Origin of the sequence: Vibrio hepatarius, assembly GCF_011806575.1 — a bacterium.
Lineage (GTDB): Bacteria > Pseudomonadota > Gammaproteobacteria > Enterobacterales > Vibrionaceae > Vibrio > Vibrio hepatarius_A.
Genome location: NZ_JAATOO010000035.1, coordinates 1 through 21,644, shown reverse-complemented (window position 1 = coordinate 21,644; position 21,644 = coordinate 1). Strand labels below are relative to the sequence as shown.

Below are 21,644 nucleotides of genomic sequence, written 5' to 3'. Positions count from 1 at the left end.
AACAATAATGAAGTCGAATTTATATGAGACCTGAATATGTAAACGAGGCGGGTCACAAATAGTTATGCACTTTAGTCAAATATTTGATCTAAGTAGGATATCACTGGTACAAAAATACACTAATTCCCCCGGAGCTTAACCGAGACTGAGACATGTTTAACAGGCAATGTCCGTAAATGTAAGGAACACAACCATTAACTAGCGTTAACAGAAACAATAAATGGGTGTGTCGGCAATCACAATCACACATGACTGAATCGAAATTGGACATAATCGTGTTAGTACAATTGCACTAACACGATCACAACAGATTAGTAAGAGTATTCTGAAGCTTTAAGTTTAAGCACTTACATGGCATGGGCAATTTTTTCAACGATCATGTCGTGGAAAACCGATACTATGATTGCCCCCTGACACCGCGATATAGACGCAATATTGATTGAGGTTGCACTGATTATGACATCCCCCCAATCGAGCTTTGAACCCTCGGACTGTTTACATTCTAATCTCTACTTAGCTGTGCTAACTTCGCCCAAATTACTTATTTAAGCTAAGCATGGGTCTGTTTCTATTTGCTTTCCTAAATAGAGCTTTATCCGTCCAACTCTCTGGGATAAGTTCCTGTGACACAGCACTTTCATTTAACTTCATAAAACCAGGCCAGCTAACGTTCAAATGTTTGAAATCGCCGATTTTAGAACGGAAAACTTTTTCTAAATGCTGTACACGTTCGGGTTCTGTTGTCATATAGCCAATTGGTACACTCACACCACTATCTGCATTTGGTTGACCATGGTATTGGACGAGAGCAAATACACCAGGAACAACTAGTAGTTCGATCCTATCGTGATCAATTGGTGTCGAAAGCCCAAATGGAAATATATTTTTCAGATTACTTCGAACATTCCAATGCTCGCCTTGGTGCACTAGTGAAATTTTTGAATTCTCGCTTTTGGTTTCTAGAACTTTTCTCAGTTCCTGCACAAATCGGTCCAAATCCTCTGAATTAGCCCCCCAAAAAGGTACATTTGCGGGTATCCAAAGGGCTTTAAGGTCTGCTGTGTCTTCATGAAAACGAAGAGCTTTTCTAATCCACTGTATTGCTTCACGTCGATTTTCATATAGATAGATAGGACCAAAAACTCCTCGTGTATCCGGAGAACCATAGCCAGTCTTCTTTTCCTCTCGAGCAAGCATCCACTTCGAGTAATCTATTTGATAGCCTTTTGTGAATCGTTGTAGCACATCATCTTTTGCTAGCTGGCAGTACGTTTCCGCATCGGAACCGCTTTCATTAATAAAGTTAGAACCAAGGAAATCTGCTATGTGAGACTCTAGTTCACTGCTCAATGGGCGTGTTTGGTTAGCGCCTAATCTTTCAACTGAACGTATCCATTGTTTGGGCTCCCCTTGCGCATATTGATATGTAAACTCTATATCAACAGGTAACTGTAGTAAGTCGCTGGGACTGCCGCCCATAACTTTATATAACTGAGTTCGTTGCCTTTCATGCTCATTATATCGACTTATTTCTAAGTAGCTTCTAAATTGCCTACCAAACTCTTCGATTATTATGTCCATTCCTAAGTCTTTTGAACTCTCTGGCATCGATAACTCGGGCAGTCCAAACATCAGACGACCCAAGCGTTGTTCTTTGCGTACAGTTAGGGCAAAAACATCAAATACAACATGCTCTGTTTGCTCGTTATACTTTACTAGCATCGGTGCTCCTTCGCCCTGTCCTGCTTGACTCAGCAATAATGGACTCGGCATTAGGTAGCCTTGGTTATCCAATGTGGCTAATCTCTTGTCTTCGAGAGAGTTAAGTAGTTCCTCTTCTTCTCTTTCTGATAGCCCAAAGAACTCTCTAAGTTCAAAAGGTGACATACGTTCGAAGAGCACTAACAGTCTACAGGCGAATAACTCTATAGCAGGCATAGGTTTTTCTTCTGTCCAAGCTACATTCATAATGTATTTTCGAGCAGGGATTAGTATTGTTATTTTGTTACCCAAGCGCGCTTTAGTATCAATAGAATGAGTTATCATGCTGGCTCCGCTTCCTTATTGAATTCTTGAGTTGTAATCAACTGGTAATGGCTATTGTCTTTGTGGGCATTCCCCGCAATATATTCGTATACTGCCCCAAGCGCAGAATCATTGTTATCTTTACGCCACATTCGGCTAGCGCCTAAAATGACTAGTCTTTCTTGAGCACGAGAAATAGCTACGTTAATTCTTGGTCCGTCTCGTAGGAATCCTTGAATCGCTTTTTGATTGTCCCTAACTAAACTTAGAATAATGATTTTGTTTTCTTGACCTTGATATGAGTCTACGGTATCAATTCTTATTAAATGTCTTAGTGGTCCCATCCACTCAGCTTGGTTGAGTTGAGTTTCAATTTCGTATTTCTGTGCCCTGTACATCGTGATAATGCCTATTGGGTGAGGGTGTTCCGTGGTGACCGTTTTTCGTAATTTATCAACTGCGCCAGAATCTACTAGTGAACGAAGGGAACGTAGTAAGAGATCTATTTCACGTTGATTGGTAAACCCTGGGTTCGCCTCTTTTTCTCCCTGTTCTGATGTAGTATCAATCCAGCTAACTCCTTTGTTCCAAGGCGATGGTAATTCATTGTACCAAGACTTGGCTGGTGGGCGTCCTGTGTGCAATTTACCAATATCATTTGCATAGAAGCAGGCAGATACGAGGTCTCCAATAGGTTCGATCATTCGATATTGAGTATCTAATGTGACCCCATCACAAGCTTCAAAAGCTTTCTCAAAATCAGATTCTAGGAAAGCTTCTTGGCTAACTTCAAGTAATTTACTGGCGTGTTTGATATGGCCACTTTGATAGAATGGAGGTAATTGCTTGTGATCTCCAACTAACAGAATTCGTTTCGCACTTTGCATAGCTACCATCAACTCGCTAGCTTGAGCACGACCTGCTTCATCAACGATGACCCAGTCAAATTGAGTATGTTCAAGTTCGAGACTACGACGGCCTACACCAACGAGAGTTCCACAAGCTAATTGTTTTGTTTTTAGCATAAAGCGCTCATAACCCGCTTCACCAGAACGTAAGACATCCAACCATTCTTGACTTAGAGTGAGTAATCGATGAAGACGATCTACTTTCGCTGGGTTGTTCACACCATGACTTTGAGCCAAAATATGAAGTACTTTATCCAACAATAGAGAGCTTTCTATTGGCATATCTCCGACAATGCTATCGAATTTCTTTCGTATAATAGTGTCTATGATATGGAGAGTTTGGTCTCTGTTACTCATCAGAACAGCTAAACGTTCAGCATTTGCATCACTAGCTTCACCGCCAATTCTAATTAGTTTCTCTCGTTCTCTTTCATATTGCCCCAATTGAACTAGAAGAGGGGCCAGCGATCTATGTAAGCGTGTAGCTTCTTGAACAAGTTCATGAGGCAATTGTAACCTTGCAGATAATGCACTCACTCGCATGTCATATTCTCGATGAAATTTATGACGAATTTTCTGCTGTAAGGCTCTTGTGTGAGTAGGTAACATGCGATCATCAATTAATGACTCACTACCAATCCTGATGGTATCCAACTCTAGTCCCTTATCAGCGCAAAGTTCACGTGCCTTTATTGCCACGTTATCCACAGCAGAATGCTGCTGTCCTACAAGGAGGATATTGTTCGCTTCCGCGTGTTCAAACAGATAGTGAATGAACTTGCTGACAAAAGTTGTTTTCCCTGTTCCTGGCGGTCCTTGTAAAACACCAACAGGCCCTTGACCTACTAAAAACTGAAAAGCTTCAAGTTGCTTATTGTTCGCCTCTTGACCTGGAACATCATATAGCTCACGTAGCTTCTGGACACTAGGTCTTTCAGTCATTTCATATAGCTCAGGCTTTTGTCTTATATCGAAATATGTAGCAAGGTTGGGCAAAACTGACTTCTTACTCATTACCCGATTTAATGCTTTGAGTCTTAAGTCTCGAGAAGACTTGCTGCGTATTGACTCAATCTGAAGTGTTTTTCCAGAAGTTATTTGCTTAGATGCCCAATGATTGACTGGCCTAATGACAATGTAGTTACGAGTAGTTTCAGTAACAACAACCTCACCTAGTTTTTCTTCTGAGTTAGATTGGTATGCATAATAGGTATCATCGGAGTCTATTTGGAGATCTCTTCCGTCAAGGCAAGAATAAGGATACATCGGATATCCACTATCACTTACTTTATCTTCAGTGACAGATTCTATCTGTAAGCTTTGACGCAATTGCCCTTCAGTATCTGCCAAAGCTTTCCAGAGTTTTACAGGTGATAACTCTTGGCGTTCTTCATCAGTAAGAGGAGCATCATAGACTTCTTCGTATGTACCAAATTGTTCGCATATTTCATTTATAACGGGTTCAAGGTTAAGAAGAGCCTCAACTAGAGAGCATTGCTCACCTTGAACACCATTTTGTATGTATATATGTTGTGATAGTCGCCCTGTAGAACGGTGCTGGGCGCTTACAAGTTCGCTAAGTGGAAGCGAATCTTTGTATCTGACGAAAACAATCTTTCTAGCCTCTACGTCGAGGTTAACTTGGAGATACGCATTTTTACCCGTAATGAAACAAGACAGCACTTGCTCATTATTGGGGTTTTGCCCTCTAGCTCTGGTCCATTTGCAGTTAAAGTAATAACCGTCATCGATTGGCTCTAGTAGAGTCGGTACTGAGGGAAAAGTATGAGATATCCAGCTTAGATATATATTCTCTTGGGGGGTGTCTTTTTCAGGCTCAATATCTTTTGATACTTCTTCATTTATGGGTTCTAGCAAAGCATTCAAAAGTGGCTCGAGGGCTACAGGGATTTCAGTTTGACTGTCACGAGCTAAAGCTAGTTCATCTTTAACATTTGATGGCAAATCTTCAGCGAAAAGTTCTTCTACCATTTTAAATACGGCAAATCGATCTCGTCCGTAGGCATCAGTTATAGCCGGGTTCTTAGGACCATATTCAGTGTTGAAAACCTCTGTTTCACTTCCGTAGTCAAGAAGGTCCAAAAGTAGAACTTTATCTATATCGCACTCCTGCAATAGGATGTTCTCCGGATGTAAATCTCCATGAGAGAAACAATTATCGTGAAAGTCTTTGACAGTGTTAATTAAGTTTACTGCCAAGTTTCGTTTGTCTTCACTAGACAGACTAACGTCCATTAAGAAGCTGGCCCAAGTTTCACCCTCTATATATTCTGTAGCAACAAACAGTCCTTGAGGGTTCATCAAACCAAAATCTAGTAATTTAGGAGTTGCTAGAGTTGTAGATTGAAAGTTTTCAAGCCGTTTAAGGAACTGCATCAGACGTCTATTCGAGCCAGCCTGATCTTGAGATATATGAATGCCATCCCATATCTTGACCAACATTTCTGTGTTGCCTTTGTTTGCAAAGTAAACTTTTTTGCTGCTACTACTAGCTAGTGCATTTAAGGCATCTTGTAGTTTTTCTGCTGGAGGTGGAAAAGCTTGCAATATCAGATAGGGTGTAATTTCTTGTCTTCGATGTGGGCTATGCATTAGTTGTTCAAAGATCTGTTGTGACTCTTTGTCTTCAGCTGGGCACGCACCAGTAAGAGCATTGAACTCAGTCAGCATTATATGAGCACCTTCGAATCGTTCTGAAGCATCCCATGAAAGAGACTTTTCAAACCACTTCGTTAATAGTTCATCGAAAGGGTCATTGACTGGTGGGGTCCATTCAGGCACACCATCTGTTTGCTCTAGCCTTTGATTAAAACATATTTGATATGCTACTGATGCTAAAAGAAATACATCTATACGAAATGCATCAATTATTTCACCTTCACACATCTCATCCTCGGGTAGCGCTATAGGGGAACTTTGAAGTAGCTTTCGGTGATCTGATACTGTTCCTGTTTCTGGGAAAAAAGCGGCACCAAACCCTGATGCAAGAATACTTTGGTGATTATTAGCGTACCAAAGGTTATGAGGGTCGATATCACGATGGGCTATGTTCAATGCATGTAATTCTGCAAAGGGGGCCAAAAGAGCTCTTACACGGTCGAGCTTTTGTTCTTTTGACCACGTAGATGCTTCACTAGCTAAGACTTCATCAAGTCGCTCTGTATTTCGAGGTAGTTCATAGAGCTCACAAAAATCCTCCGTAACGTCCTCTGCGGACACATCATTGACGTATCTTAGTAAGTAGTCTCTCATACTACTGTTGTCACGTATGAACTTTCCAATGCGATTTTCCCGCAGAGCTATCTCAGACCAAGTTGACTGTAGAGCATGCAAAGTACCCAGCGTGTTAAAGTCCCAGCGACGCACCAACCCTTTTGTCGTTGGCATTGAACGATCTTGAGCTTGATATTCTTTATAAATGTTGTTGCGATGGTCAAACCAAGGTTTGTTTGTTTGAGCCTGAAAATTGCCTACGATTAGTTCTTTTTTTTGAATTTTTGGACCTTCGAAAAAACCATAGATTATAGGTAGAGCAAACTCAGAGTTTGGTCTCGGTTTCCCACTTGCGGTGAAGAATCCGGCCAGTTTCTTATTGGCCACAAGGGCTTCATATTTTTCAGGAGATTTAATTGATAAAAACTCATCAAGAGAATGGACGAATGTTCTTTCTGCCGGAGGCAAGTTGTCGGGAGTAGCGTTACCACACAGGACGACGTGAGCTTCAACAGTCAACCAATAACCAAGTTTGTGTGATAACTCTTTATCTAGAAGTTTCTGTAGGCGTAAAGCATGCTCTCTTTTGACTGAAAAAGGGCTCTTTCCTCTATTTTGGCCATTTTGTATCCACATTCCATTGTCGTATTCAATTTTGCCATTCCATTCTTTCAACTCTACTAGTAGAAGTCGGTCATGCGTTATAATTAGGCAATCGATTTCCATTGAACCTTGTGCATCTGAGGCTACAAGGCCTGCAAAACCATGCCAACTTTTTTCGTTTGCATTCTCTGTATGCTCTTTGGTTAATATAAACTTGTGGCGTATTATATTGATTTTTGAACGATGATCACAGTTAAGACGAAAGTTAAACTTCAAAAATGAGAACTTAGGTCTTGGCGAAAGCTTTCTCTCGGAAATATAACGAACTAAATCATAACCTTACGATCAGGTCAGGGGTGTTCATTGACTTTGATTTCACGCCGAAGCCTCGCTACAAAACTATTAACTGGCGCAAGTAACAATAACTCCTTGGTCAACTGAGGTTCACTCACGCTTTGGAGTGACGAAGAGGCAATAACTGAGTGGAGACAGCCTAAACAGAATAGATGTGGTAGATCACGATTGTTTAGTGACCTAGCTATCACCATTGCTCTCATGGTAAAGCGCATCTAGGGCACTGCAAGGCTTCATCGACTCTGTTTTTAGATTGGCAAACGTTCCATTGGTTTGTTCCCACTTTTCTTGCATCAGTCGCCGAGCTAAGTAAGGATGTAGAGGTTAATTTCAAATCCTCATCACGAGGCGCTATCCAATACCTAGTTATTGAAGCAACTGGGCTAAAGTTTCAATTATCTATATTTCTAAAGGCAGATTAGCCCCTTGCTTTGGGTTAGAAAAATATTCGAATGATGGCATGGAGAGTCATGACTCATGCAGTCGCTAACTTGTTTCGGGGCAGAAATGAGTTAGAGCAATCTGTCGGATCTGATTGCATCGTGATTTGGATATTGGCAGTTCGAGTCCAGACTAAACCACTTAATATGGTGGGTGTAGTAAAATGTGCGCTTGATGTTTGTCGGGATTCCACTCTTTCATTTCTGCTACAAACCAACCAAAACGGTGAATCACATCTAACAGATCCGGTGCACGTTCAGATTCGGTCAGTATTGATACTGGAGCGGTTTGTTTGTTGTTCTGGTCAAAACCGTGTTCAATATGCCCTTCAAGTAAATATAAGACATCAGGCTCTGCTTTAACCCCCTCTTCATAAAGCTGTGATTCTAATCCTTCCTCTTCATGCAGGTACATTAATAGAGAATAGAGTTTTTCCACGCCAGCCATTTGGGTTCGGTTAGCTTGCTCATTGAGTTGGTACAATCTCATTTCTAAGTTCCCCGTCTTTTTCCTTGCCACATTAAGCATCAGTTTAATGTCTTTTCTTATATTGGAGAGCGACTTATCGTTAAGTTTTGGCTTGAGATATTTTACCAACACTTCGTTGCGCTTGGCTGTTGGGACAAAGCGCTCACTCATCGAAACTTTGAACAGAAGATGAAGTAGAGCGTGCGTGACGGTGTCATGTAAGTTGTAGTAATAATCGAAGTCTTTCTTAATTTGCATGCTTATCTTTAAGAGAAATACTGGCATCAGATATATGGGGATGAAAAATCAAACAATCAAGTTCAATAGAGATGGTACTCATACTATTTTCGGCATAAGCAAAATTCTGCTCGCGCGCAAGCCCAATGAGTATTTGGGTGGCTAGGTTGTGTTTTTAAACGCTAAATACGATAAATCGGCGACCAAATGCCATTGTTTTTCTCTTTCAACCTTGCTGGCTTGTTTTGCGAATTCATGATAGGTCTGAATCGACATATGTATCCTTCAACGTTGTTGAATGAGTACCTGCTATCGCTGTTGGTACAGCGAGGGAAAAGGCGTTGAGAAAGGGATATGAATCCAAGATCGGCTACGGCGATTAAGTAAATAGAGCTTTGTGGGTATATTTGGTTAAAGTTACTAATTGACTGATTATTATCAATTAATGTCTTTGTTTATAAGAGACTTGATTGTATTTTGAGCAGCGTTTTGTCACAGTCAGGGGGGTAGCGAATTAAGTCCCTCATTCGGGATGAACAAATAACTGGGCTCATTGTTTTTTGTTGTAGCTACAACCTTAATGACATAAAGAGGCGCATGCTTTATTTTAGGTGCTTTAGACCATTTCTACTCGTAAGAAATGGTCTTTTTTTTCCATTGCTTTCTTGCTTCTTCGTGACTTCTACCATCCACCCAAAAGGCATCATTGGGCCCGGGGGACAAAGTCACGATTAGATAGACGAGCAAGAACATCGCTGACCCAAGTGGCTATACTCACTGAACACTCCTTTGCTCAATTAACCAACGCATAGTAAAAATACCACACGGGCAGAATTTACCCTTAGGCACTGTTAGACTTAATCACTCTCTGATTGCTGCGAATAGAATCGTATTAACGACATCTCTATATCTGACAATTCCTTGGAATTTGCCTAGAGAACCTGTCAATGCTAAGAAATCAATATCGTTACTTCTAAATAGATTGACTATCCGTTAAGCACACGACCGATTTGATCACTCAACTTAAATACCACTGTGCTGCTCGTACCCAATTTTGCCACAATCGGAAATAAAGCCCGTGCTGTGTTAGCAATTCATCATGGCTGCCCTGTTCAACCAAGCCCCCCTCGTCCAATACCAAGATACGTTCAGCATTCATAATGGTAGAAAGTTTGTGCGCCACAACTATGACTGTTTTCTTGGCGATAAGTGCGGACAACGCACGTTGAAACGCCCGCTCATTGGTTGGATCAATAGCAGCGGTCGCTTCATCCATTATTACGATAGGGGCATCTTTTAAAATAGCTCTCGTCACAGCTAAACGCTGACGCTCACCACCTGAAAGGGTCGAGCCCCCCTCACCCACAAACGTATGATATCCATCCGGTAAAGCAGTAATAAAGTCATGAGCTTGTGCTAACCTAGCGGCCAGCTCCACTTCTGCCATTGACGCGTCATCCTTTCCCATCATCAGGTTGTCTAAAATAGTGCCAGAAAACAGGAAGGCTTCTTGAAAAACAACCGTTACCATGCGGTTTAGTTCCTCAGAGTTGATATTACGAATATCGACGTCACCAATTCGGATACTGCCTTGTTCAGGATCCCAAAAGCGGGCGATCAGATTCAATGCCGTACTTTTCCCTGCTCCGGACGGACCCACAATGGCAGTCATTTTATTTTCCCGTGCTTGAAATGAAAGGTGGTTCAAAACTGGCTTTTCCTTGGTATAGGCAAAAGTAACCTGATCAAATGTTATGTCATAACACGTTGGTTTCTCTGGCTGAGAAGTCTCAGGAAGCGGGACTTGCGTAAAAATCCGATCCATACGAGTTAACGAAGCGTCCGCCATCCGTGTTTGCTCCAAAACTTCAGTCAAACCGAGCAGAGGGGTATACAACGCATAAATCAACATCAAAACAGTAACAAACGTAGCCAACCCAATCTCATTTGAGAGCAACAGTGTACTGTCAACGAAGATCATGAGTGGTACCCCCAACATAGTTAACATGCAGAACGTGATAAAAGGCGTCACAAGTCGTTTCACCATCTTTTGGGATATATCACGAAATTGTGTGAGTGCAGCTGTAAATTCCTGTTTGCCCTGATGAATACGGTTGAACGCTTTAATCACGATCAGTCCCTGTACATACTCCAGCATTTTGGCGGCTGCTTCCGCTTGTTTGTCTTGTCGTTCAATGCCGAGTTTTGCCATATAGTGACTACTTAAAAAATACACTGGCAGTGATAAAATTACTGTAAAAATGCCCGCTGAAAATAAGTGAGTATCCAGATATAACAAGAAAGATAACACCGCAACAGGGAGACCAAGAGCCTCTGCAATGCGGGGAAGACCGTCGGAAAGAAAACCTTCTATCGTTTGTACGTCAGTGGTTAGCGTAGTGACGTTATCGCCTCTGTGGCGAGAAAGGTGAAAACCAAGCGGTAGATTTTTTAAGTGTTCAAGCATTTTTTGCCGCAACTCACCAGCAAGCTGATAACTGGTGAACCAAGTTTGCTTGGCTGCTAGAAAACTGAACAGTATTTGTCCAGTCAGCGCAATGATGGAGAGTATGACTATCTTCATCAGCCACTGACTGTTTGGTGAAAAGTCCTCTTTGATCAGATCGGTCATGACCATGATGGCAATACCATATGACATTCCTATGCAGAATGACTGAATGAATCGGTACAGAATGCCGCTTGCTATCTGTATTTTTAATGGTCCAGCAAGCTGCCACAATCGAACCAAGCTTTGCCAGTCAGATCGCAACGGCATAGCCTGATTTTGCTGTAGCGAGTGAGTATATTGAGCCATGGTTATTGTCCTTGTGAATGCGCGCGCGTTTCCTGTAACGCGATAAAATCTTCCCACAACGTTCGGTAAACCAGATTATTGGCCATCAATTCTGTATGGGTGCCCAAACCAGAGACGGTTCCTTTATCAATAACAACTATTTGATCGACGTTTCTAATGGTGTTGAGGCGATGAGCGATAATGATGACCGTCTTGTCAACGGTTAAGGATTCGATAGCCCGTTGAATGGCCGCTTCATTGTCTGGGTCAGTAAAGGCCGTTGCTTCATCCAATATAACAATAGGAGCATCCTTAAGAATTGCTCGTGCAATCGTGAGGCGTTGCTTTTCGCCGCCGGACAGCTTTCGTCCCTTATCGCCGATTTGGGTCTGATATCCCTCAGGAAGAGAGCGTATCCATGAGTGGAGTTGAGCCGCTTCAGCGGCTTGAATGATCTTGTCAAATGACGCATCCGGTGAGCCAAAACGTAAGTTTTCCTCAATGGTTCCAGTAAACAAATAAGTATCTTGGAAAACAAAGGCGACTGTACCCATTAATTGTTCTATCGAGAGTTCGCGAATATCGACGCCACCAATGGTAATGCGTCCAGCGGTAACGTCATAAAAACGTGGGATCAGAGTCGCGATGGTACTTTTCCCAGCTCCGGACGGGCCGACAAGGGCCACGGTAGAGTTCTGTTTGGCAATAAAGTTGATGTTATCCAGTACGTATCTATCGCTGTCATAACCGAATGAGACTTGCTCAAACTGAATGTCATAATGATTAAGAGGGATATCTTGCTTGCTGTTAGGTTGTGGAGGCGTAGCTAGTACTTTGCTTGTTGCTTCAGAGCTAATGCTGATATGAGCCAATTCATGAAAGAGGTGAAATAGTTTTAATAGTGGACGGCTGTAGTTCGAGCCGACAATTACAAAAAACGTGAAAGTCGCCACATCCAGAGCACCATATGTAAACAACACCGCCCCAAAAGAGACAATAAAAACAATATTACTGAGCACCAGACTAAAGAATGCCCCACCTAATGGCAATACAGCCGTTGCCCACGTTAACTCAACATCAGTAAATGCTTTTATCGCTTTTTCGGTTTCTTTATAACGACTATTGGCTCGATTAAAAACTTTGATTTCTGGAAGCCCGTTCAAGTATTCCACTATGGAGGCATTCATCCTTTGTCCGGCACGCTGATAGAGGGGAGAGTGACGACTGCCTCTCTTCATGCTGGTGATTAATAATCCGAAAGATACTGGGGTAATGATGATAGATGCGATCGCCATTCGCCAATCTACATAAATCAGCCAACCGGAGACTGCCAGCCAGGTGCTTAAGGCGCTCATGCCTTCCGGAATAGCGTGAGCAATAATGAGTTCAAGCTTTTCTGGATCATCAATCAGCAGCTTTTTTGCTTCACCAGTACGTTTTCGGCTGAAATATCCCATCGGAAGAGAAGCTAGATGCTGGGCAATTTTGAGCCGTAATTGGTACAAGGTCTCAAACGCAACCAAGTGTGACAAAGTCGTCGCAATACCGAGTAATAAATAAGCTCCTACCATTGAACCCAAAGCCATTACAGCGTAGTAGACAACCAGAGACAATGTAAGAGAGGAACACATGGCGTACTCCAATACCCGATAGATGGCGTAGATAGGGACCAGTTCTAATGCTACAGATAAGGTGGCGAGGATAACGGCAGCGCTCAGCTTAGGTATCTGTTGGCGCAAAAAAGGCAAAACCACTAAGAGGCTGGCAAAGTAATTGATTGGAGAAGGATCGCTATTTCTGTTTTTTTGGTCTGAAATAGTCTCCTCTTGAGTACCACTCATTCCTACACTCCTCAACACAACTCGCCAAAGTGATAGTGAGTTTTATTATCATTTACAAACTATGAATTTGCAACAAAATATTTCAAGAAAGATGAGAGATATCAATTTCAGATCGTAGGAAAAAATGCCAAACGTTGTGAGCCCCACTCCAGCACTACGCTATACAGCCGGACCAGTGACGGGCAACGACTCTTCGCGCCCTTCTGTAAATGCAGGTAGAGTAGAGTCTAAGTGACACCAATTTGCTTTATACGCGGTGTAAATTTGGGCATCGATTTTGACTGGTATATCCTCGTCAAACGTAGCAATCGCCAACTCAATGTTATCATCAGTTGAACCTTTAACACGAAAAGCTAAACTAGAACCGCAATTAGAACAGAATGTTCGAATAGTGCCATTGGGTGCCACGAACTCCTTTAACAACTGCTCGCCTGAATACCACCGAAGCCCTTGCACTCCAACTAGGGTTCCAAAAGCCGCACCATGAAACTTACGACACATTGAACAGTAGCAGTTCGCGGCTCTTTCACTGAAACCATTAACGGAAAACCGAACGCCTCCGCACAAACAAGCGCCTTTATATGTCTTGCTCATCTTACGCTTCCTCTATATTGCATTACACCGTATTAAGGGCGGCAACGAACTGACGACACCAAACCTCGATTTACAACCGAAGCCACCTTTGACAAGAGAAGAACTTAAGTCGCCACGCGTTAACTTTCCCTGTTAAACGCCTTTTTCGCTGCCGTCCTTCACGGAGTGAGTTTTCTAATAAATTTCGCGGGTGTCCCACCAACAAGCGTATCCGGTGCGATATCCTTGGTGACAACCGAGCCCGCCGCAACCACAGCGCGCGCACCCACTGTCACCCCCTGACAAATCACAACATTACCACCAATCCAAACGTCATCTTCAACCATAATCGGAAGACTTTGGAATTGAGCAGGCACTTGATTACTTTGAAATCGGTTACGAAAGTAAGTTTATCAACGAGCACCGTTCCCAGATAGTGAAGCGATTTAACGGCAACCTGATACTAGCAAAACCAGACGATTGGTTTGCTGCACGCAGAACTCTCAAAAATGCCTATTGTAAAGTGCAACGCTCGCAGTTCACCAAAGAGACAAGGCAAGCATGCAGGGGCTGTACAACTTGCCAAAGATGCTAGGACGCAAGATAGCAATTATCGATTCGTTTTTAGAATATCGTATACGCCAACTCAGTACGCTTGATCGGCTCTGAGATCATACAGTTTGGAATTAAGTCAACATCAAAAGCATCAGCGTATTTATGAACAATGCTTTCAAGCTCCTCACCTTCTATCCAAGGGTGAATACCCAATGTCCACATACTTCTCAAGTCATCGTGCGAGCCTCTAACAAGCGCAACTTTTCGTGTATCTTCCATCATTCCTCGAATGCAAGATTTAACACTTGAGTTTTGCTTGATCTCAAGCGCGATATACCAGTGCTTTAACGCACTTCTCTTGCGAATAACAAAATCAATTGCCATGTGTTCTCGGTTCTTCGCTTTTCGCCTGTCAATAGAATATTGAAACTCACGCCCCCATTCAGCCACCTCAATATGAGTGTCTAGAAATACCGAAAACTCTACTTGCAGCCATATCTCCCACCCAGTAATGCCCCTTTCTCCAATCAAATCGAGGCGCTTTTGAATGTGCTTTTGCTTGAAAAAGTCGGCAACTAACATTGCGACAAATTTAAAATCGTTCTTGACCATTTTGGCGACACCTAGTTTAAAACTAACGCTGCATTACAGGATGAGTAATGCTATCGCCTAGCCTAACTCATTGAGCGGTAACCACAAAACCTAACGTGGAAACAAAAATGCCACGCGTTAGAAATCTGCATAAACGCTGGGTTATAAAACGGTCACTCTGAACCAGAAATGCCCGTTCCGTGCTCACTCCATATCGCCTTGTATCGCTCACACACCTCTGATGCCGATGTCTGTCCATACTTTGCGTCAACTCGTAAATCACTAAGTGCTTTATTTGTTTTTCGACAGGTCTGCCACTTCCGTTGAAAACCACCAAGGCCAGAGACTGTCGTTAACAACGCTGCCAGTCCTGCAAAAACCGCTGCCAAATTCTGGTACTCTTCTAAGGCATTCATTTCTAGCATTAATGCTGCTGTTGCACTGAGAATAGCCGCGCCATAAATCGAGAAGTGATAGCACCCCGTCCAGAACCTAGCCCAGCGCCAAATACACTTCCGCTCACTTTCCATTCATTTAATCAGTCCTTCTATGTCATATTTATCCATAGACCTTCCTTGTTCGATTTCTCCACATTAAGCTGTGAGTCGCGGTGTCACCCATCTAGTTTCATCTGCTCCCTGTTGGCGATTTCGCGTGAAAAACTGTCCGAGAAATAAACCTCTTTTGCATAATCAAACAACTTAAACTGTTTTGGAATTGTCATGTTTTTCTGCTAAAACGCTCAGCATCGAAGTGTACACAGCGCGACCAGCGAAACGGAACCACAACTCCGTACACACCAAACCCAACCTTGAGCGGAAAACGTCAAGCGTTGTAAAACCCGCTAAAACACCTTGTCGTATAAAAACCATTGGCTAGAAAGACAAACCGAGCGCTTTCAATTCATCTTCACATTGGGCTGCGTTTTCGAATCGAATTCCAGCCATGCCAACGGCCTTTGCGCCGGCAACATTATGTGGCATGTCGTCGATAAATACGGTTTCCGACGCACTCAGCTTATACTTGGTGAGTAACGACAGATACATTTCAGCTTGAGGTTTGAGCACCCCTAACTCTGCAGACACTGTCGCGCCATCAAACAAAGGCCAAAACGTGTATTTAGCTTTGAGGTGAGCAACAATTTCATGAACATTGTCTGTTAGCGCATAAACGTTGTAGCCCGCGGATTTAACCCGCTTGAGGAGCTCTACTGAGCCAAAAATAAGGAGTTGTGTCTGTTTGACATAGTAAAACAGGCGCTCACATTCCAACTCAGATAACCCCAACGAGTGTTGGTATTGAACTTTCGCCTCAGATTCAGAAATAAAACCTTTATTTAGATCACGCCAAGTTTCAGACTGGAAGATATACGTTGCCGCTTGTTCCGGCGATTCAATTGCACCAAATGTAAGCCGAACGATTTCTATGGGAGCCCAACGAACAATTACGTTCCCGATATCAAAGACAACATTGGTGATGTGTTCTGAACCCATAGTATTCTCCTCTCAACTAACGCCGCATTTAGGGATGAACAACGCCACTACCTAACAACGATGCTATTTCCAAACTCTCATAAGGGAGGTTTTTCTTGTAGAAGGCTTTTTCTTCCGAAACATAGCTGTCTAAGATCGCATAGCTTTTATTTAGGAGTTCTGTCATATTGACATTTAACTTCTCCCTCAATACACAAACATTGTTTTTATCGATAAAGGTGATTTGCATATTCTAAACCTCCAAATATTGGAAATGTTCATGAATACTTACCAACAGAACGGCAAAATTTTTACTTGTATATGGTGAGCAATTTACACTTTTTATCTGATAAATTTTGGGAGTTTAGTTCAAAATGCGAAATATATAACTTTAAAGAGAATAACTAAAACTCAAGGAGATATGAACTTCCCCCAGATACACGTCCCCTTGGGTAGAGCAAAGGACAAGGCCTGAAGCCATGTTTTTACTTCAAACCTATCTCACAAGTCATTGCGTAACTGATTTATAGACCACCAGGACTATTATAAATAGGCATAATCTCACTCGTCGCTCTGGAGGGATTACAAAACATAGAAATCACTAAATGAAGAGCAAACGCTCTGTGGGGTCATGGCGCTTACCATTAAAGGGAGGAAACAGCGCCACCACCTAACCTAAGACATTGCGCCGTAAACAATTAAGCTAAACTTTAAACCAAAACAGCCAAGCATTGCGAATTTGTCTTAAACGCTTTGTTATGTGCGTGCTATACGGTAGCGCTTTACCGTACCCTCACTGTCATCCGTGTAGTTACCGAGATGTTCACCACCACAGTTTTCGATGACCTTTTGAGATGCGGGGTTATCAATTGAGCAAGTAACAATAACTGAGTCAGTGACAACGTTGTCTCGCACCCAAGCAAGAAGAAATGAGGCTACACCTTTACCGCGAGCTGACGGTCTAGTTTCGTAGCCAACATGACCAATGACATTTTCTACGTTGGCATTAGTACCTTTGCGAACTCGTATTGCACCTAAAATTTCAGAGTTCGATACACAATAGTAAGTTGTGCTGGGTAAATGTCCGTTTGGCAACTCATAAGTTGCCTTAGAACGTTCGATCAAACCTGACAAATAAGCTTCCGGATTTTGCTGTACACCCGAATACTTAGGGATACCCGAATCTAGGCATTCTTTCGCGTAACTCACTAATATTGGAGCCAAATCAGGGTTGGCCTCTACCACTTCCATGTCGATTTTCCTCATAAGCACATAACGCCACGTTAAGTGGTGAATAACGCGACCAACAAACCTAAATCTTTGTGCCGTAAACACTAAAGCTGAATCAAACCAAAACTGCCAAGCATTGTAAATCCGTCTCGAACGCTTTGTTATGTTTACTTGTTAGTAATAATTCCTATAAGCCTTGATGACTTCCAACCCGATATCTATCCGGTTGACCAACCAATTAGCTTGCTCTGACGTCCAGCCATATTGTTCCTGAAGGTACGCCCCGAGTAAAACGCTATCCAGTGGCTTTCTTGAGTATCGTGCGAATGCACATATAAAATTATCTAACCTCGCTACATCAAGAGGATGGAAGCTCAGAGGATAATGACTTAAGTAAGCTTCAAAAGCTTTTCTTGGCACATTCGCAGAAATTATATCTTTGATACTAGGGTTAGGATTAGAAATGAGTACCCGGATATTTTCCCCTTTCGCAAATACCTTAAACTCGTTGGCGAAGCTCGTAGCGATCTGGTTATAAGTTTCAACCGAAAGCCCATCACGTTGAGGCACGATGTTACTCACTTTTAGACACTTAGAAGAACTTCCAAATATGCACAACGCAACATGCATAAATTCATAAATTTTAGTTAGGACAATCGCTTTACCTTCTGGTGCGCCACCCGCCAACGTTTTGCTCTTAGCTAACTCAAACGTCCATGAAGTGTCTGTGTTCGTAAACTCTTGTAATTTGGATAAAATCCAATCGACTCCTAAGCTTGATTTGAGCTCTATTTCAACATGTACTAGCATATTTCCTCGGTAAACATAATGCCGCGTTAAGTAGTGAGCAACGCTACCACCTTACCTAAACCATTGTGCCATACACACTAAAGCTAAACTTTGAACCAAAGCTGCCAAGCGTTGAGAATCACTCTTAAACGCTTTGTTATGTGCATTACTCGAATTCACTCCCCATATTATCTAGAACCTTATTCCTACAAATTTTACAAACTAAATAACGGTTCATATTGTAGTAATGGCCACCATTTATAAATTCATGAACTAATAGCATTAATCGGCCGAAAATGGATTTATTTGTATCATAACTCGAAGGTTTTCTTTCTAGAGTTTCTTTATGTTCTGTTGCAGTTTTACAGCATTCACAATACCTAGACACCATTCTCTCATCCCTTATTTATATAAAGCCGAGATTTGAGTATAACGAACTAAGAATAAGAAATTAGTTGTCTATTTAGGCTTTACGACTGAATTCAAACTCTCCCACGCACATTACACCGCGTTAAGGGGTGAACAATGCTATACCACCCAACTTAAACCATTGTGCCATAAACACAAACGCTAAGCTTCGGACCAAAACTGCCAAGCGTTGAGAATCCCTCTTAAACGCTTTGTTATGTGTTTACGTGGGTAAATCGCTTAGAAAGCTCCTCTGACTTGCAATATCCAAGTGCTAAAGGATAAGCATGATTACTTTCTGAGACATAGAAAAGAGCTGGGAAACCGCTTACTTGTAAACGACCTGCTATATGCAAATGAGCTTGAAACTGCTGCTCTATTTCTTTCGATTTCAATTTTAGTGCAAACTGGCATTCACTTAAATTGAGCGACTTAGCGCAGTCAATCAATGTTTGATTCAACGACGGATTTTTAGCTTCAAAGTAATAAGCTGATTGGATAGCCTTTACCATGTTCTCAGAGCTACTTTCTACCATGTTCTCAGCTGATATTACTGCCCTACAAGCTTCATATGTTGAACGATAAGGTATGTTCAACTCCCAGTAACTATGATTAAAAGTTACGTGAGATACCTTCTCGATTTGATACCAATAAGAAGAAATTGTTTTCTTCAGATTATCATCCATAGGCTCATCATTATCAGGAGCTAGCCCACCCATTATCCAGTCAACCTCTGCCGTAGGATGCTGTGCCAAGAATTGTTCCAACTCAGGTTGAAAGGCAAAACACAAAGCCCAACGATGGAATGAAAAATGCCATGCGTTGGGAATCTGTCTTAAACGCTTTGTTAAGCTTCTACGCCCAAGACGACCTCTCGTAGCTCATTAGCTATTTCTTCGATACTGCTCACGGAAGTATTTAGAGCAACTTTATCAGCCAAAGTTGGGCTAAAATTCAAAACGTCATCTTTAGTAACCTTGTGCCAAATCGGCAATATCATCTTGTGACCATTCATTTCTTTAGCGACCATTGCATCTAGCTCATATTGTGTCCAATTTTTTGTGCAAAATGACGACGAAATAATTACTGTTCCAAACTTAGAATTAACCAGACCTTTATCAATGCTCTTACGCAAACTGTCACCTACTTTTAGGGTGAATTCGTCATACCACACTTTAACCCCCATACCTTCAAGAGTTTCGGCAAGTGGACGAACAAACTCTTCTTTATCCTCTGAAGCATGTGAAATAAACAAATCATACTTGGCCTCTGAAACACTTGGGCTATCTTCAGGTGCTTTGATTTTACTTACTTGTTCTGATAATTGAATCGTGCGCTCAATTTCGGCTTGTAGCCGTTTCTGTTGCGCTATTTGCTCACGTTGAGTTCGTTTCTCCAATTCAACTAACTTTTTTTGTTCACGCTCTTGAGCTTGAAGTCGCTTCTTAGTTTCTTGCTCTTCTTTCTTCGCTAACTCTTGACGCGCTTTGAGCAACTTAGTTTCAACATCAGCTTGCTTTTTTAACAAGTCTGCTTTCTTAACCTGAATTTTTGCAATATCTGACTCTTTACGTGCAATATCCGCCATTTTACTTTTAAGTATTGATGCCGATGTATTTTTGGTTATGCTACGGCTGACCTGAGATATTTTTGTATTTAGATCCGCCTCTTTTTTACTCTCAAGGCTATATCTTTGTTGAAGATTGGCTAGATCTTTAGATAAACGATTGATGGTATTCGTTGTGGATGAAATGGTCATAAATTACCTTTATAGCAGCATTATTTTTATTACATATCATGGAGTTATATAGCAAAAAATCAAGAATAATTAGATCTAGTTTCATAGTGAAGCTTAACGCCAAATTAAGGGGTGAACAACGCCAACACCTTACCTAAAACATTGTGCCATAAACACTAAACTGGCTTGAAGTGAAAGCACCAAGCGTTGTGAATCACTCTTAAATTTATTGTTATATGCGTACTCGAAGCTACATTGAAACTGCTTCGATTTTGTTTCCGTCTAAGTCACGTACAAACGCTGCATAATAAGTTCCACCATATTCTGGTCTTAAGCCTGGCTTGCCTGCACATGAACCACCCAATTCGATGGCCGTAGCATAGAACTGATCAACAGCTTCTTTTGACGGCGCATTAAAAGCAACATGAGCACCATTACTTGATGTAGCTTTTCCTTCACAAGGGCTCCCGACCCAAAATTCAAAGCTTTCACCATAAGCCGCTGCGATATTTTCTATATAGTGAGCACGCTTGATAGACAACGTAGAAAGAACTGAGTCATAAAACCAACTGCTTTTACCACATCAGAAGCACCAACTGAGACGTGATTTAGAATCATTTTTAAGTCCTTTTATTGTTTGAAACTTGAAAGCATATAACGCCCTGTCAAGGGGTGAGCAACGCAATACCGAAGCCGCCGCATACCAACTTAATCACTAAAAACAACGCATAGTGAAAATGCCACGCGTAGCGAATCCCTCTTAAACAGTTTGTTAAGTGTAAATTACATGCAGTATCATTTAATTGGCTGAATTTGCTGGTTAATTTCTTCCAGCCTATCTAAAGACTTTTGGACTTCCTCGATATTCATGTCGAAGTTATTTAGCTGCAATGACTTAGGTAAAGGTTTTAACTCGATACATTCAGGACAATTTAGTTCAAAACCCTTCAGTACGTCAGATACATTCTTGTTAACTCGTGCCTCTGCTTGTAGTTTCTTTAACTGCTCGTTGACTAAGTCATGCTTGCTAACCAATGCAGCATACTTTTGTTCTGCTTCTTCCTTTGCTTTCTTCGCCTTATCTAATGCATTCTTTAATGCAATGGTAGAAGAAGCGACTTCCGATGATAAATTAATCTTTGCGTTAGCTAACTCAATAGATACACTGCTCGATTTATATGCTATGTAAGTAAGCCCGCTTGACACTACCAACACTGCTACACTTAAAGCGTGCCAAAATGTTTTTGGTATATGTTGAATTTCCATATCTGTTTCCTTTGTTCCTTCAAAGTTCGAATTTTACACTTAACGCCGCATTAAGGCGTGAACAACGCAATACACAACGGCTACCGCATTGCGCCTTAAACACAAAATTCACCGCAA

Annotated in this window: 17 protein-coding genes and 3 pseudogenes; 2 read left to right on the top strand and 18 right to left on the bottom strand. The window is 41.8% G+C overall.

What is annotated here, in order from left to right:
* Positions 1 to 537: 537 nt before the first annotated feature.
* Together HCZ42_RS19860 and HCZ42_RS19855 are read right to left on the bottom strand one after the other, a co-directional pair.
* Positions 538 to 2,046: a hypothetical protein gene (locus HCZ42_RS19860; RefSeq protein ID WP_167422436.1), complete on the bottom strand. Its 1,509-nt coding sequence runs from the start codon at positions 2,044 to 2,046 to the stop codon at positions 538 to 540.
* Positions 2,043 to 7,046, bottom strand: a complete 5,004-nt coding sequence (locus tag HCZ42_RS19855) for an AAA domain-containing protein (protein WP_217702305.1) — start codon at positions 7,044 to 7,046, stop codon at positions 2,043 to 2,045. The genes HCZ42_RS19860 and HCZ42_RS19855 overlap by 4 nt, the downstream gene beginning before the upstream one ends.
* A gap of 86 nt (positions 7,047 to 7,132) precedes the next feature.
* Between HCZ42_RS19855 and HCZ42_RS19850 the strand changes: the two are divergent.
* Positions 7,133 to 7,513 (top strand): annotated as a pseudogene (locus HCZ42_RS19850) (transposase); the annotation flags it as partial.
* Positions 7,514 to 7,706: 193 nt separating this feature from the next.
* Here the strand turns inward: HCZ42_RS19850 and HCZ42_RS19845 are convergent.
* From HCZ42_RS19845 to HCZ42_RS19825, 5 genes and pseudogenes are all read right to left on the bottom strand, one after another.
* Positions 7,707 to 8,291, bottom strand: coding sequence for a DUF2913 family protein (locus HCZ42_RS19845; protein WP_167422435.1), 585 nt, complete (start codon positions 8,289 to 8,291; stop codon positions 7,707 to 7,709).
* A 997-nt stretch (positions 8,292 to 9,288) separates the two neighbouring features.
* Positions 9,289 to 11,085: an ABC transporter ATP-binding protein gene (locus tag HCZ42_RS19840; RefSeq protein WP_167422434.1), complete on the bottom strand. Its 1,797-nt coding sequence runs from the start codon at positions 11,083 to 11,085 to the stop codon at positions 9,289 to 9,291.
* Positions 11,086 to 11,087: 2 nt separating this feature from the next.
* The gene (locus HCZ42_RS19835; protein ID WP_167422433.1) at positions 11,088 to 12,905 is read right to left on the bottom strand and encodes an ABC transporter ATP-binding protein; all 1,818 of its coding nucleotides are present in this window, start codon (positions 12,903 to 12,905) and stop codon (positions 11,088 to 11,090) included.
* Positions 12,906 to 13,064: 159 nt separating this feature from the next.
* Positions 13,065 to 13,499, bottom strand: a complete 435-nt coding sequence (locus HCZ42_RS19830; RefSeq protein ID WP_167422432.1) for a GFA family protein — start codon at positions 13,497 to 13,499, stop codon at positions 13,065 to 13,067.
* Between the two features lie 158 nt (positions 13,500 to 13,657).
* A pseudogene (locus tag HCZ42_RS19825) lies at positions 13,658 to 13,831 on the bottom strand (DapH/DapD/GlmU-related protein); the annotation flags it as partial.
* 11 nt (positions 13,832 to 13,842) lie between these two features.
* On the opposite strand from HCZ42_RS19825, the gene HCZ42_RS19820 reads away from it, so the two are divergent.
* Positions 13,843 to 14,073, top strand: coding sequence for a nitrogenase-stabilizing/protective protein NifW (locus tag HCZ42_RS19820; protein WP_167422450.1), 231 nt, complete (start codon positions 13,843 to 13,845; stop codon positions 14,071 to 14,073).
* 29 nt (positions 14,074 to 14,102) lie between these two features.
* On the opposite strand, the gene HCZ42_RS19815 is transcribed toward HCZ42_RS19820, so the two are convergent.
* The 11 genes and pseudogenes from HCZ42_RS19815 to HCZ42_RS19760 all read right to left on the bottom strand — a co-directional run bounded on the left by HCZ42_RS19815 (position 14,103) and on the right by HCZ42_RS19760 (position 21,527).
* Positions 14,103 to 14,645, bottom strand: a complete 543-nt coding sequence (locus HCZ42_RS19815; protein WP_167422431.1) for a hypothetical protein — start codon at positions 14,643 to 14,645, stop codon at positions 14,103 to 14,105.
* 152 nt (positions 14,646 to 14,797) lie between these two features.
* Positions 14,798 to 15,154 (bottom strand): hypothetical protein, encoded by a 357-nt coding sequence (locus tag HCZ42_RS19810; protein ID WP_167422430.1) that lies wholly within the window; start codon positions 15,152 to 15,154, stop codon positions 14,798 to 14,800.
* 345 nt (positions 15,155 to 15,499) lie between these two features.
* A complete protein-coding gene (locus tag HCZ42_RS19805; protein ID WP_167422429.1) occupies positions 15,500 to 16,117 on the bottom strand; it encodes an HAD family hydrolase in 618 nt (205 codons plus the stop codon).
* A gap of 28 nt (positions 16,118 to 16,145) precedes the next feature.
* Positions 16,146 to 16,346, bottom strand: a complete 201-nt coding sequence (locus HCZ42_RS19800; RefSeq protein ID WP_167422428.1) for a hypothetical protein — start codon at positions 16,344 to 16,346, stop codon at positions 16,146 to 16,148.
* Positions 16,347 to 16,852: 506 nt separating this feature from the next.
* Positions 16,853 to 17,347 carry a GNAT family N-acetyltransferase gene (locus tag HCZ42_RS19795; RefSeq protein WP_167422427.1) on the bottom strand — a complete coding sequence of 165 codons (495 nt, stop codon included), beginning with the start codon at positions 17,345 to 17,347 and terminating at the stop codon, positions 16,853 to 16,855.
* A 153-nt stretch (positions 17,348 to 17,500) separates the two neighbouring features.
* Positions 17,501 to 18,136, bottom strand: coding sequence for a hypothetical protein (locus tag HCZ42_RS19790; RefSeq protein WP_167422426.1), 636 nt, complete (start codon positions 18,134 to 18,136; stop codon positions 17,501 to 17,503).
* Positions 18,137 to 18,281: 145 nt separating this feature from the next.
* A complete protein-coding gene (locus tag HCZ42_RS21925; protein WP_167422425.1) occupies positions 18,282 to 18,506 on the bottom strand; it encodes a hypothetical protein in 225 nt (74 codons plus the stop codon).
* Between the two features lie 232 nt (positions 18,507 to 18,738).
* Positions 18,739 to 19,278 carry a DsbA family protein gene (locus HCZ42_RS19780; protein ID WP_217702304.1) on the bottom strand — a complete coding sequence of 180 codons (540 nt, stop codon included), beginning with the start codon at positions 19,276 to 19,278 and terminating at the stop codon, positions 18,739 to 18,741.
* 92 nt (positions 19,279 to 19,370) lie between these two features.
* A complete protein-coding gene (locus HCZ42_RS19775) occupies positions 19,371 to 20,282 on the bottom strand; it encodes a toll/interleukin-1 receptor domain-containing protein (protein ID WP_167422424.1) in 912 nt (303 codons plus the stop codon).
* 229 nt (positions 20,283 to 20,511) lie between these two features.
* Positions 20,512 to 20,879, bottom strand: a pseudogene (locus HCZ42_RS19770) (VOC family protein).
* A gap of 177 nt (positions 20,880 to 21,056) precedes the next feature.
* A complete protein-coding gene (locus tag HCZ42_RS19760) occupies positions 21,057 to 21,527 on the bottom strand; it encodes a hypothetical protein (protein ID WP_069509368.1) in 471 nt (156 codons plus the stop codon).
* Between the last annotated feature and the right edge of the window lie 117 nt (positions 21,528 to 21,644).

What these genes read in the sequence shown, in the direction of transcription:
- HCZ42_RS19860 (WP_167422436.1), bottom strand. Translation starts at nt 2,046, where the DNA reads ATGATAACTCATTCTATTGATACTAAAGCGCGCTTGGGTAACAAAATA.
- HCZ42_RS19845 (WP_167422435.1), bottom strand. Translation starts at nt 8,291, where the DNA reads ATGCAAATTAAGAAAGACTTCGATTATTACTACAACTTACATGACACC.
- HCZ42_RS19840 (WP_167422434.1), bottom strand. Translation starts at nt 11,085, where the DNA reads ATGGCTCAATATACTCACTCGCTACAGCAAAATCAGGCTATGCCGTTG.
- HCZ42_RS19835 (WP_167422433.1), bottom strand. Translation starts at nt 12,905, where the DNA reads ATGAGTGGTACTCAAGAGGAGACTATTTCAGACCAAAAAAACAGAAAT.
- HCZ42_RS19830 (WP_167422432.1), bottom strand. Translation starts at nt 13,499, where the DNA reads ATGAGCAAGACATATAAAGGCGCTTGTTTGTGCGGAGGCGTTCGGTTT.
- HCZ42_RS19815 (WP_167422431.1), bottom strand. Translation starts at nt 14,645, where the DNA reads ATGGTCAAGAACGATTTTAAATTTGTCGCAATGTTAGTTGCCGACTTT.
- HCZ42_RS19810 (WP_167422430.1), bottom strand. Translation starts at nt 15,154, where the DNA reads ATGGAAAGTGAGCGGAAGTGTATTTGGCGCTGGGCTAGGTTCTGGACG.
- HCZ42_RS19805 (WP_167422429.1), bottom strand. Translation starts at nt 16,117, where the DNA reads ATGGGTTCAGAACACATCACCAATGTTGTCTTTGATATCGGGAACGTA.
- HCZ42_RS19800 (WP_167422428.1), bottom strand. Translation starts at nt 16,346, where the DNA reads ATGCAAATCACCTTTATCGATAAAAACAATGTTTGTGTATTGAGGGAG.
- HCZ42_RS19795 (WP_167422427.1), bottom strand. Translation starts at nt 17,347, where the DNA reads ATGGAAGTGGTAGAGGCCAACCCTGATTTGGCTCCAATATTAGTGAGT.
- HCZ42_RS19790 (WP_167422426.1), bottom strand. Translation starts at nt 18,136, where the DNA reads ATGCTAGTACATGTTGAAATAGAGCTCAAATCAAGCTTAGGAGTCGAT.
- HCZ42_RS21925 (WP_167422425.1), bottom strand. Translation starts at nt 18,506, where the DNA reads ATGGTGTCTAGGTATTGTGAATGCTGTAAAACTGCAACAGAACATAAA.
- HCZ42_RS19775 (WP_167422424.1), bottom strand. Translation starts at nt 20,282, where the DNA reads ATGACCATTTCATCCACAACGAATACCATCAATCGTTTATCTAAAGAT.
- HCZ42_RS19760 (WP_069509368.1), bottom strand. Translation starts at nt 21,527, where the DNA reads ATGGAAATTCAACATATACCAAAAACATTTTGGCACGCTTTAAGTGTA.